The sequence below is a fragment of the Ruegeria sp. CH11 genome (assembly GCF_056537105.1).
On record NZ_JBQFQX010000020.1, the window covers coordinates 52,284 to 62,604 of the forward strand.

15 protein-coding genes and 1 pseudogene are annotated in these 10,321 nt (G+C 55.2%); 2 read left to right on the plus strand and 14 right to left on the minus strand.

Annotated elements, in window-relative coordinates; translation table 11 throughout:
• Positions 1 to 19 precede the first annotated feature (19 nt).
• The 6 genes from ACR0LX_RS20485 to rplB all read right to left on the minus strand — a co-directional run bounded on the left by ACR0LX_RS20485 (position 20) and on the right by rplB (position 3,443).
• Positions 20 to 484 carry a CBS domain-containing protein gene (locus ACR0LX_RS20485; protein WP_480578293.1) on the minus strand — a complete coding sequence of 155 codons (465 nt, stop codon included), beginning with the start codon at positions 482 to 484 and terminating at the stop codon, positions 20 to 22.
• 314 nt (positions 485 to 798) lie between these two features.
• Entirely contained in the window at positions 799 to 1,212 is a 414-nt protein-coding gene (rplP, locus tag ACR0LX_RS20490; RefSeq protein WP_010437070.1) for a 50S ribosomal protein L16, read from the minus strand.
• A 12-nt stretch (positions 1,213 to 1,224) separates the two neighbouring features.
• Positions 1,225 to 1,935 carry a 30S ribosomal protein S3 gene (rpsC, locus tag ACR0LX_RS20495; protein ID WP_008758042.1) on the minus strand — a complete coding sequence of 237 codons (711 nt, stop codon included), beginning with the start codon at positions 1,933 to 1,935 and terminating at the stop codon, positions 1,225 to 1,227.
• Entirely contained in the window at positions 1,935 to 2,315 is a 381-nt protein-coding gene (rplV, locus tag ACR0LX_RS20500) for a 50S ribosomal protein L22 (RefSeq protein WP_039538267.1), read from the minus strand. Before rplV ends, rpsC begins: the two co-directional genes overlap by 1 nt.
• 3 nt (positions 2,316 to 2,318) lie before the next feature.
• Entirely contained in the window at positions 2,319 to 2,597 is a 279-nt protein-coding gene (rpsS, locus tag ACR0LX_RS20505) for a 30S ribosomal protein S19 (protein WP_010437056.1), read from the minus strand.
• Positions 2,598 to 2,600: 3 nt separating this feature from the next.
• The gene (rplB, locus tag ACR0LX_RS20510; protein ID WP_480578290.1) at positions 2,601 to 3,443 is read right to left on the minus strand and encodes a 50S ribosomal protein L2; all 843 of its coding nucleotides are present in this window, start codon (positions 3,441 to 3,443) and stop codon (positions 2,601 to 2,603) included.
• 322 nt (positions 3,444 to 3,765) lie between these two features.
• Between rplB and ACR0LX_RS20515 the strand changes: the two genes are divergently transcribed.
• A complete protein-coding gene (locus ACR0LX_RS20515; RefSeq protein WP_480785246.1) occupies positions 3,766 to 5,361 on the plus strand; it encodes an ORC-CDC6 family AAA ATPase in 1,596 nt (531 codons plus the stop codon).
• A 64-nt stretch (positions 5,362 to 5,425) separates the two neighbouring features.
• Here the strand turns inward: ACR0LX_RS20515 and ACR0LX_RS20520 are convergent.
• Positions 5,426 to 5,503: pseudogene (locus tag ACR0LX_RS20520) on the minus strand (50S ribosomal protein L23); the annotation flags it as partial.
• Between the two features lie 8 nt (positions 5,504 to 5,511).
• On the minus strand, positions 5,512 to 6,093 hold the full coding sequence (locus tag ACR0LX_RS20525; RefSeq protein ID WP_480785247.1) for a YceI family protein: 582 nt from the start codon (positions 6,091 to 6,093) through the stop codon (positions 5,512 to 5,514).
• A gap of 101 nt (positions 6,094 to 6,194) precedes the next feature.
• Between ACR0LX_RS20525 and ACR0LX_RS20530 the strand changes: the two genes are divergently transcribed.
• Positions 6,195 to 6,638: a MarR family winged helix-turn-helix transcriptional regulator gene (locus tag ACR0LX_RS20530; RefSeq protein ID WP_480785248.1), complete on the plus strand. Its 444-nt coding sequence runs from the start codon at positions 6,195 to 6,197 to the stop codon at positions 6,636 to 6,638.
• Positions 6,639 to 6,698: 60 nt separating this feature from the next.
• Here the strand turns inward: ACR0LX_RS20530 and ACR0LX_RS20535 are convergent, their stop codons facing one another.
• From ACR0LX_RS20535 to ACR0LX_RS20560, 6 genes are all read right to left on the minus strand, one after another.
• Positions 6,699 to 7,733, minus strand: coding sequence for a fatty acid desaturase (locus ACR0LX_RS20535; RefSeq protein ID WP_480785249.1), 1,035 nt, complete (start codon positions 7,731 to 7,733; stop codon positions 6,699 to 6,701).
• A 169-nt stretch (positions 7,734 to 7,902) separates the two neighbouring features.
• Positions 7,903 to 8,199, minus strand: a complete 297-nt coding sequence (locus ACR0LX_RS20540; protein ID WP_039523333.1) for a 50S ribosomal protein L23 — start codon at positions 8,197 to 8,199, stop codon at positions 7,903 to 7,905.
• A complete protein-coding gene (rplD, locus tag ACR0LX_RS20545; protein WP_008756644.1) occupies positions 8,196 to 8,813 on the minus strand; it encodes a 50S ribosomal protein L4 in 618 nt (205 codons plus the stop codon). Before rplD ends, ACR0LX_RS20540 begins: the two co-directional genes overlap by 4 nt.
• Positions 8,810 to 9,535, minus strand: coding sequence for a 50S ribosomal protein L3 (gene rplC, locus ACR0LX_RS20550; protein ID WP_480785250.1), 726 nt, complete (start codon positions 9,533 to 9,535; stop codon positions 8,810 to 8,812). The genes rplD and rplC overlap by 4 nt, the downstream gene beginning before the upstream one ends.
• A gap of 17 nt (positions 9,536 to 9,552) precedes the next feature.
• Positions 9,553 to 9,867, minus strand: coding sequence for a 30S ribosomal protein S10 (gene rpsJ / locus ACR0LX_RS20555; RefSeq protein WP_008756422.1), 315 nt, complete (start codon positions 9,865 to 9,867; stop codon positions 9,553 to 9,555).
• 224 nt (positions 9,868 to 10,091) lie between these two features.
• Positions 10,092 to 10,321: hypothetical protein (locus tag ACR0LX_RS20560; RefSeq protein WP_480785251.1), on the minus strand; the 230-nt coding region annotated here is incomplete at its 5' end.

Sequence of the window (10,321 nt, forward strand, 5' to 3'; positions counted from 1 at the left end):
TGATCCGGTATTTTAAGAGTTAGCTGAGCGCGTGATCTATCAGCGAGTTGGCGCTGACGGTGCCGACGAACCGGTTGGTGTCGGGCTCGACAAGGATGACGTGGCGCTTGAATTTGTGGATCAGGAAGATGCCCTCCATCACCGGTGTGTCAGGCGCAGTCACAGGGATATTTGCCGGATTGGACGTGTGATCGCCGACCCGCTCTTCGTTCAGGCGGGCAATTTGCTCGCGAAAGTCCTCTTTCGTCAGACTCATAAAGCTGAGATTGCTGATTGGTACGCGCGTAGCGTCCGAACTCATCCCGATCAGGGCCGCCTTGGGCAAGATCATCTTGATCAGCGTCGGTGCGGTGAAGACGCCGACAAACTGACCGTCTTCGGCGACCACCGGCAGAAATCTAGCGCGGCTGTCCCGGATGATATCAAACGCCTTGGCGACCGTGTCATCGGGGTGAATTGTCCGTTGTTTTTCGGTTGGGACCATGACGTCCCTGCATGTAAGGCCCATGCGTTTCCTCGATTTTTCTTCGGGTTCGCTAGGGTCTGGGTCGCGCGCTGCCTGCACGGCCTGTTGGCTGGCTGCCTATCCTGCGAAACGAATTTTTACCGAGCGCTTCATTCCATCAAGCGTCGAACATTGCCACCCCCGAGATACAACTTTTTTGCAACGCGGGTATTGAATTACGACAATGCGCACGTTTCGGATTGATCCGACGCAAGCGGTTCCCGCAACGAAAAACCCCCGCCGGTGTCCCGACGGGGGTCGATCTTGTCACGAACGGGGTTGCCCCCAATCGCTTACCAGTCTTCGCGGATCACAACGCGAGTCTTGATCGGCAGCTTCATCGCGGCCAGGCGCAGGGCCTCGCGGGCGATGTCGTCATTGACACCGTCGATCTCGAACATCACGCGGCCAGGCTTGACTTTGCATGCCCAGCGGTCGACCGAACCTTTACCTTTACCCATACGAACTTCGATCGGCTTAGCCGTGACCGGAGTGTCGGGGAAGATGCGGATCCAGACACGACCCTGACGCTTCATGTGACGCGTCATGGCACGACGTGCGGCTTCGATCTGGCGTGCAGTTACACGCTCAGGCTCAAGAGCTTTCAGGCCGTAGGTGCCAAAGTTCAGATCAGAGCCGCCTTTGGCGAGACCCTTGATCCGGCCTTTGTGCATCTTGCGGAATTTAGTACGCTTTGGTTGAAGCATATCTTTCCCTCCTTAGCGACGACCGCCACCAGCACCACGAGGTGCAGGGCCGTCCTGGAGTTCCTGTGCTTTACGGTCACGTGCCTGCGGATCGTGCTCCATGATCTCACCTTTGAAGATCCAGACCTTGATCCCGATGATCCCGTAGGGGGTCATCGCTTCGGCATGTGCGTAATCGATGTCGGCACGCAGGGTGTGCAGAGGCACGCGGCCTTCGCGATACCACTCGGTCCGTGCGATTTCGGCGCCGCCCAGACGGCCAGCGACGTTCACCCGGATACCCAGGGCGCCCATGCGCATGGCGTTCTGAACCGACCGCTTCATGGCGCGACGGAACGAAACTCGACGTTCCAGCTGCTGAGCGATGGACTCGGCAACCAGCTGCGCGTCAAGCTCGGGCTTGCGCACTTCGACGATGTTCAGGTGCAGTTCGCTGTCGGTCATGCGAGCAAGCTTTTTGCGCAGAACTTCGATGTCTGCACCTTTCTTGCCGATGATGACACCGGGACGCGCTGTGTGGATCGTAACGCGGCACTTTTTGTGCGGACGTTCGATGATCACACGGGCAACACCGGCCTGCTTGCACTCTTTGTTGATGAACTCACGGATCTTGAGGTCTTCCAGCAGAAGATCACCGTAGTCCTTGGTGTCGGCGTACCAGCGGCTGTCCCAGGTGCGGTTGACCTGCAGGCGCATGCCGATCGGATTTACTTTATGACCCATTAGGCTTGCTCCTCAACTTGACGCACCTTGATGGTGATCTCCGAGAACGGCTTCATGATCTTGCCGAAACGGCCACGGGCACGCGGACGACCACGCTTCATGACCAGGTTCTTGCCAACCCATGCTTCGGCGACGATCAGCTCGTCAACGTCCAGGTTGTGGTTGTTTTCGGCATTCGCGATTGCGGACTGCAGGCACTTCTTGACGTCCTGCGCGACACGCTTGTTCGAGAAAGTCAGGTCGGTCAGAGCCTTCTCAACTTTCTTGCCGCGGATCATTTGCGCAACCAGGTTCAGTTTCTGCGGGCTGGTGCGAAGCATGCGGGTTTTCGCCATTGCTTCGTTTTCAGCCACGCGGCGGGGGTTCTTTTCCTTGCCCATGACTTACTTCCGCTTCGCTTTTTTGTCAGCGGCGTGACCGTAATAGGTACGAGTTGGCGAGTACTCACCGAACTTCTGACCGATCATGTCTTCCGAGACGTTGACGGGGATATGTTTATGGCCGTTGTACACACCAAAGGTCAGACCCACGAACTGGGGCAGAATGGTGGAACGACGCGACCAGATTTTGATGACTTCGTTGCGGCCCGACTCGCGCGCTGCTTCGGCTTTTTTCAGCACGTAAGCATCGACGAAAGGACCCTTCCAAACAGAGCGAGACATAGATTAACGTCCCTTCTTCTTGGCGTGCCGCGAGCGGATGATCAGCTTCTGGGACGCTTTGTTCTTGTTGCGGGTACGCTTACCCTTGGTGTCCTTACCCCACGGAGTAACCGGTGTACGGCCACCCGAGGTCCGACCTTCACCACCGCCGTGCGGGTGATCGATCGGGTTCATTGCAACACCACGAACCGACGGACGAACGCCCTTGTGGCGCATACGGCCCGCTTTACCGAGGTTCTGGTTGCTGTTGTCGGGGTTCGACACGGCACCGATGGTGGCCATGCATTCCTGACGGACCATGCGCAGCTCGCCCGAGCTCAGACGGATCTGAGCGTAGCCGCCATCGCGACCAACGAATTGAGCGTAAGTACCGGCCGCACGTGCGATCTGACCGCCTTTGCCAGGCTTCATCTCGATGTTGTGGACGATGGTACCGATGGGCATGCCCGAGAACGGCATCGCGTTGCCCGGCTTGATGTCGGCCTTTGCCGACGCGATCACCTGATCGCCAACAGCCAGACGCTGCGGAGCCAGGATATATGCCTGCTCGCCGTCTTCGTATTTTACCAGTGCGATGAATGCGGTCCGGTTCGGGTCATATTCGATCCGCTCGACGGTTGCCGCGACATCAAATTTGTTCCGTTTGAAGTCAACGATCCGGTAGAGACGCTTTGCGCCACCGCCGCGGCGGCGTGAAGTGATCCGTCCGGTGTTGTTCCGGCCGCCCGATTTGGTCAAACCCTCTGTGAGAGACTTGACCGGACGTCCTTTCCAAAGCTCCGAACGGTCGATCAGCACCAGCCCGCGCTGGCCCGGCGTCGTCGGCTTGTACGACTTGAGTGCCATGCTTTCTGTCTTCCGTTTAGCAAGTGCGAGGGGTTCCCCCGCTATGTGATAGGCCCCCGTAGGTGCCCGAGGTGAAGGGCCCCGAAGGTCCCCGGTTACAAATATCAGAGGCCCCGGAACGAATCCGAGGCCACAAGATTGGGTGCATGTAGCAGTGTTGGGGGTGGGTGTCTATAGGGTGTTTCAGGTTTAAATACGCCTCTTCAAAATAATACCCAACAATCAATACAACCCAAAAGATAGTCTTGCCTCTATCGCACAATCGAAATACCGTTCCAGCACTTGGTTTGAGCAGCAAATTAGAGTGGAAACAGGAGTTTAAGTGAGAATTTTGAGCGCGCTATTTAATAAGCCAATTGAAGCAGTCGATTTGCTGCAACAGATATCAAAACGAGCAGAAGACCTCACTCCTGAGGAACAGGCGAAAAGCTTCGTTGCAATCAGAAGGATTGATGGAGCGCTGAAGAGTCGAGATAGCCGAATAATCTTTGGCCGCAGAGGCACGGGCAAGACACATATCCTCTCGTATGTTGCAAACTCTGTAACTGCCAACGGCGATCTTGCGATTTCCATAGATTTGAGAACCTTGGGTTCCAACAATTCCATCTATTCGGATCGAAGTCTTGATACGGGAGTAAGGGCAACCAGGCTCGTTCGTGACTTAATTTCGCATTTGCATGAAAAACTGCTTGAAAATGTTACTGACCCAAAATCTAAATTTGGGGGCAAGGCGATTGAGCCTGCTATGGAAAAACTTGCGAGTTGTGTCAAAACAATACTCATCTCTGAGACTCAGCAAGTTCGCCGCCGAGTGGCAGCCGATCAAAGTTTCACGGTAGCGGCCAACGCTTCAGGAGAGGTCAGCCCGACGAAAGCAAAAGTTGGCGCTTCCACAGACGTTGCAGCTGCCTCCTCAGACCACAATGAAGACGAAGTAACTTTAAACGGCGAACCTACTTTGTCGGTAAACATGGGTGAGGCAGCATCTGCACTCACGGACATTGCCCGGCATATTAATGGAAGAGTATGGCTGCTTTTGGACGAGTGGAGTTCCCTTCCTGAAGATCTTCAACCATATCTCGCTGATTTCACCCGAAGAGCCATCCTACCAATTCAGAACATCTCGGTGGTTATCGCGGCAATTGAGTTTCGCTCTGTTTTCCGAATTGACTTTGAAGACTACAGAGTTGGACTTGAGCTTGGCTCTGATATCTCCGCAGATATCAATTTGGACGATTACTTTGTTTATGATGTAAACGCACAAACTGCGGTCGACTTCTTTAAGAGTCTACTATTTCAACACTTGGTTGCGTTTGCGGGGGATCAAGGGTTGAAGGAAAGCACACCTAGCCAGGTCATTAACTCTGTATTCTCGCAAGATCGAGTATTTGCGGAGCTGGTACGAGCTTCTGAAGGAGTTGCTCGCGACTTCATAAATATCCTTCAACTTGCCGCTATGCGATCCGATCAGACAAAGATCTCCATGAACGAAATTAGAACTGCTTCAAAGGATTGGTTTGAGCGAGACAAACAAAGAAACCTAGACACGAGCGAGTTCGCACAAAGCCTGCTTCACTGGATTCGTGACGAAGTAATTGACAGAAAGCGGGCTCGGGCCTTCCTTTTGCGTACTGACGCCACCGATCCAATAATTGAGTTTTTGTTTGATGAGCGCATGCTTCACATTGCAAGGCGTTCGTACTCAGCTCAAGATGAGCCCGGCGTTCGGTACCAAGTTTGGAAAGTGGACTATGGTTGCTACGTTGACCTTATCAATACGGTAAAATCTCCAACTGGATTTCTCTTTGAAGGCATAGAGATCCCCGATACCGGAAAAATCGAAGTCCCTGACGACGACTATCGCTCAGTTAGAAGAGCTGTGTTGACACTGAGCGACTTCTACAATTCAAAACATTAAACAACTCATGAAAAACCCCGCTTTCGCGGGGGCCTTTATCTCTCTCCAAAGGCGGGTTCAAGCAGAGACCGGTGGACACGTCGATGGTGTTCCCCTCTTCTAGGGTCACGTATTCTCTTTTGACGTCTTTCCGATCGTCCAGGCTCGGCCTTACCCGTCCGCCTTCATCTCGGTGTCGATCATGATGGAAATCGGCCCGGTTGAGAACGGCCCCACGCCGAACTCCGTGTGGTCGATCTCACCCGTTGCGGAAAAGGCCACCCAATCACCTTTATAGTAATCGAGCGCCCCACCCAGAGGGTGTTCGCCCTGATGCGTCAGCGTGGCCTTCAGGGTCACCGGCTTGGTCACGCCGTGGATGGTCAGATCTCCGGTCACATCGGCCGTATTATCGCCGGTCCGTTTAATTTCGGTGCTGACGAAGGTGATTTCGGGATAAGTTTCGACCTCGAAGAAATCGGCTGATTTGAGGTGGTCATCCAACGGTCCAAAGCCCGACGCCAGGCTGTTGGTGTCGATCGTCACGTTCAGCGTCGAGGCTTCTACATCGTCAGCGTTCAGGTCCAGAACACCGTCAACCTTGGTGAACTCACCATGTTGGTTCGAGACACCTGCGTGGCTCCAGCCGAACCGGACTTCGGTGTGCCCCTGATCGGTCTTGTAGGTTTGCGCAAACACCGGCGTTACTGCAACGGTAAAGGCCGCGGCGGCAATCAAAGACTTAAAGGTCATGGTGGTTCTCCTTTTATCCGATAGCAACTGGATTATAGTTGAATTTTCATCTATTTAAATCAAAGCAAAACCGCAATCAGAATGAGAGCAAACACGAAGTTGTGAAGAACAATCTGCCAACGGCTTTCGAAACGGAAATCTGGGTCGCAATGAACCGGGCCACCCGCCGTATCCAGTCGGATATCGGCGCAGCCTTGAAGGACGCGGGCCTGCCACCGTTGAAATGGTATGATCTCCTCTGGTCGCTCGAGCGTCACGGCGGGCAACTGCGCCCCTTTGAACTTGCACAGGACACAATATTCGAACAGTCGAACCTGTCTCACCTGAGCAAACGGTTGGCTGCGGAAGGTCTGGTCGAATTTGTCGAATTTGACAGTGACCGGCGTGGAAAGGTTCTGAAAATCACTGCGAAGGGTCGTGACCTGCGAAAGCGCATGTGGGCTATTTACGGTCCAATGCTGCATGACAGGATGCGCGTTTTTGGCAACACAGATGGATGGCAGTCGTTCATAGATTCGGCAAGGAACCAATCGGGTTCAGACTAGGGCGCATGCAGACAACACGCAGGGCTTAAGCGTCAGTTGGTCGAGTGCGCAAGAACCACCTTACCCATAAAGCGTACGCGCCTCGGCAAAGGATAACAGGCGGCGGTTGTTTTCGTCCCACAGGTGCAGCCGTGCGTTCGCGAGGCTATCGCGGATGGTCATCTGATTGCTGTTCGCCAACTCGTCGTGGTCGCGCAACACCTCGGTCAGGCGATAAAACGGGATGCGGCTGTAAAGGTGGTGTACGTGGTGGATACCGATATTGGCGCTGAACCACTGCAATACGGAAGGCAGAATGTAGTGCGAACTGCCGTGCAGCGCGGCCTCGTGCAATTGCCAGTCCTTGTCAGGATCCCATTGCGTCTCTTCGAATTGATGCTGAACGTAGAACAACCAAACGCCCGCTGTTGCGGCCAGCAGGGTTGAGGGCAGGAAAATCAGCAGCAAGGGCATCAGGCCGCCAAAGTGGTAAATGGCCAGTAGGACCAACAGAATGGCCAGATTGGTGGCCATCGCACTGATCCAGAACCTGACACTCCCCGTCAAACCAAGTGGAAGCCGGTTCTGAAACAGAAACAGATAACCGGGGCCAAGGACGAACAGGGTGATGGGGTTGCGGTACACGCGATACCAGAACCGGTTCACGGGCGTTTTCGACTGATACTCGGCCACTGTCAAAGTATGGATATCGCCCATACCGCGCTTATCCAGATTGCCCGAGCTGTTGTGATGCGTGGAATGCGTTCGGCGCCAGACATCGTAAGGTGTCAGGGTCAGTACGCCGATCATCCGTCCGACCCAGTCGCTAACCGCACGGTTCTTGAAAAATGCCCCGTGCCCGCAATCGTGCTGGATCGCAAACAGGCGCAGCAGGAAGGCGGCGTTGAGAACGGCAATCGCAAAAGCCAGCCAATAGCTGAGCGATAGCGACATCCAGGACAGTGTCCAAAGCGCAAAAAACGGGACAATGCTGACCCCCAGCTCAAAAGAGCTGCGCCACTGGTTAGGTTCGCGATATTTGGCAAGTGTCGTGACCCAATCCCGCGCCGAGGTCATGTTTGGGTTGCCCCGGGTCGAGAAAGAGGGTTCGGTCATGCGCCTGCCATGTTTTCTTGCTTGTAGGGACCCGGATAGACACCCCGACCGGGATAGCAAGTGAATTCCGGAAAAGACGCCTGATTTGCGCTCAATTCTTGGTGTTGCCGCTTCAAAAAAAACCCCCGCTTGCGCGGGGGCCTTAATCTGTTTCCAAAGACGGGTTCGATCAGAGACCGGTGGACACGTCGATGGTGTTCCCCTCTTCCAGGGTCACATATGCTTTTTTGACGTCTTTCCGCTTGCCCAACTGGCCGCGGAACCGCTTGACCTTGCCTTTGGTCACGGTGGTGTTCACCGCTTTGACCTTCACACCAAACAGCGCCTCAACGGCCTCTTTGATCTGCGGCTTGTTGCTGTCGATCGCCACTTCAAAGACAACCGCGCCGTTTTCGGACGCCATGGTCGACTTTTCGGTGATGACCGGTTTGCGGATCACGTCGTAGTGTTCTGCCTTCGCGCTCATTTCAGACGAGCCTCCAGTGCTTCGACAGCCGCTTTGGTGAGCACCAGGGTGTCACGCTTGAGGATGTCATAGACGTTTGCGCCCATCGACGGCAGGATATCCAGACCTTCGATGTTCTTGGACGCTTTCAGGAACCCTTCGTTCACGGTCGCGCCGTCGATGACCAGAGCGCGTTTCCAGCCCAGGTTTGCAACCTGTTTGGCCAGAGCGGCGGTCTTGCCTTCGGCTTCGGCGTTTTCGATCACAACCAGCTCACCTGCTTTGGCTTTTGCCGACAGAGCGTGGCGCAGGCCAAGCTTGCGGAACTTCTTCGGCAGGTCGTGGCCGTGCGAACGCACGACGGGGCCTTTGTAGATACCACCACCACGGAAGATCGGCGCGTTGCGGTCACCATGGCGTGCGCCACCGGTGCCCTTCTGGCGATAGATCTTCTTGGTCGAGTAGCTGGTTTCCGAGCGGGTCTTCACCTTGTGGGTGCCGGCCTGCGCATTGTTGCGCTGCCAACGGACCACACGGTGCAGGATGTCCGCACGCGGTTCCAGGCCGAACAGATCGGCGTTCAGCTCGATGTCGCCGGCTTTACCGCCGTCCAGTTTGATTACATCAAGTTTCATGCTTCACCACCTTCCGCGGGAGCTTCTTCCGCAGGTGCTTCGGTTGCAGCCGATTTCACAGCAGCCGGGAAAGGCAGGCCATCCGGTGCTTTCTTCTTGACGGCGTCCTTGACGGTGACCCAGCCCGATTTCGGTCCGGGAACGGCGCCTTTGATGAAGACCAGACCACGGTCGGCGTCGGTTTTGACAACCTCCAGGTTCTGGGTGGTTACACGAGCAGCACCCATGTGACCGGCCATCTTCTTGCCTTTGAACACCTTGCCCGGATCCTGACACTGTCCGGTCGAACCGTGCGAACGGTGGCTGATCGAAACACCGTGCGAGGCGCGCAGACCACCAAAGTTCCAACGCTTCATCGCACCGGCAAAGCCTTTACCGATCGAGGTGCCCGAAACGTCAACCTTCTGACCTTCCAGGAAGTGTTCCGCCGAAATCTCGGCACCCACATCAATCAGGCCATCTTCGGAGACTCGGAACTCGGCCAGCTTACGCTTGGGCTCGACCTTGGCAGCGGCGTAGTGACCGCGCATGGCCTTCGAGGTGCGTTTTGCCTTGGCAGCACCGGCACCCAGCTGAACGGCGGTGTAGCCGTCTTTGTCAGCGGTGCGCTGTGCAACGACCTGCAGGTTGTCCAGGTGAAGAACGGTCACAGGAATCTGCTTGCCGTCTTCCATGAACAGGCGGGTCATGCCAACTTTTTTTGCGATAATACCAGAGCGCATTCTCATACCCTCCGATCTTACGACTGCAGCTTGATCTCGACGTCCACACCAGCAGCGAGGTCGAGCTTCATCAGCGCGTCAACAGTCTGGGGGGTCGGATCAACGATGTCCAAGAGACGCTTGTGCGTGCGGATCTCGAACTGGTCGCGGGATTTCTTGTCAACGTGAGGGCCACGGAGAACCGTGAACTTCTCAATCTTGTTCGGCAGCGGGATCGGGCCGCGCACGTTCGCGCCGGTCCGCTTGGCAGTGTTGACGATCTCTTGCGTGCTGGCATCCAGAACGCGATAGTCAAATGCCTTCAGCCGAATACGGATATTTTGGCTTTGCATATTAACAGCCTTTTATCAGGCGTTGAGGTTGAGAGGAGGACAGACGCGCATCGCCAACCCTCTTCGAACCCAAAAGGCGGGAATCACCCCGCCTTGACGTTCTTGTTGAGAACTCGCGCGTATTAGTGGGGTTGGTGGGTTTTGGCAAGAGGCAATTTCGACGCTGTGCAAGTGGTCGATCAGCACATGTCGCCAAGACGTTGAAGCCTGCCGGTTTTCGTGAGCTATGGCACGCACCGGCTATGTACGCTGACTTGAGCAAAAGCAGCAGTGTTTTCTAAAGACTGCGCGAAACAAACAGCACCAAGAAAAAAGTCCGGAGCATTGAAACTTCTCAACGAAAATCGGTTAAGCACCGATAGAGACGAGGTTTGATCGTTAAGCAATTGGTCTGGTGGACTGTTTGTAGTCTGAACGGGTTGTGTTGTGGTTTTCTGACGCTGGTTGCGGGAGT

What these genes read in the sequence shown, in the direction of transcription:
- rplD (WP_008756644.1), bottom strand. Translation starts at nt 8,813, where the DNA reads ATGAAACTTGATGTAATCAAACTGGACGGCGGTAAAGCCGGCGACATC.
- rplC (WP_480785250.1), bottom strand. Translation starts at nt 9,535, where the DNA reads ATGCGCTCTGGTATTATCGCAAAAAAAGTTGGCATGACCCGCCTGTTC.
- rpsC (WP_008758042.1), bottom strand. Translation starts at nt 1,935, where the DNA reads ATGGGTCATAAAGTAAATCCGATCGGCATGCGCCTGCAGGTCAACCGC.
- rplB (WP_480578290.1), bottom strand. Translation starts at nt 3,443, where the DNA reads ATGGCACTCAAGTCGTACAAGCCGACGACGCCGGGCCAGCGCGGGCTG.
- ACR0LX_RS20525 (WP_480785247.1), bottom strand. Translation starts at nt 6,093, where the DNA reads ATGACCTTTAAGTCTTTGATTGCCGCCGCGGCCTTTACCGTTGCAGTA.
- rplP (WP_010437070.1), bottom strand. Translation starts at nt 1,212, where the DNA reads ATGCTTCAACCAAAGCGTACTAAATTCCGCAAGATGCACAAAGGCCGG.
- rplV (WP_039538267.1), bottom strand. Translation starts at nt 2,315, where the DNA reads ATGGGCAAGGAAAAGAACCCCCGCCGCGTGGCTGAAAACGAAGCAATG.
- rpsJ (WP_008756422.1), bottom strand. Translation starts at nt 9,867, where the DNA reads ATGCAAAGCCAAAATATCCGTATTCGGCTGAAGGCATTTGACTATCGC.
- ACR0LX_RS20540 (WP_039523333.1), bottom strand. Translation starts at nt 8,199, where the DNA reads ATGAGCGCGAAGGCAGAACACTACGACGTGATCCGCAAACCGGTCATC.
- ACR0LX_RS20485 (WP_480578293.1), bottom strand. Translation starts at nt 484, where the DNA reads ATGGTCCCAACCGAAAAACAACGGACAATTCACCCCGATGACACGGTC.
- rpsS (WP_010437056.1), bottom strand. Translation starts at nt 2,597, where the DNA reads ATGTCTCGCTCTGTTTGGAAGGGTCCTTTCGTCGATGCTTACGTGCTG.
- ACR0LX_RS20535 (WP_480785249.1), bottom strand. Translation starts at nt 7,733, where the DNA reads ATGACCGAACCCTCTTTCTCGACCCGGGGCAACCCAAACATGACCTCG.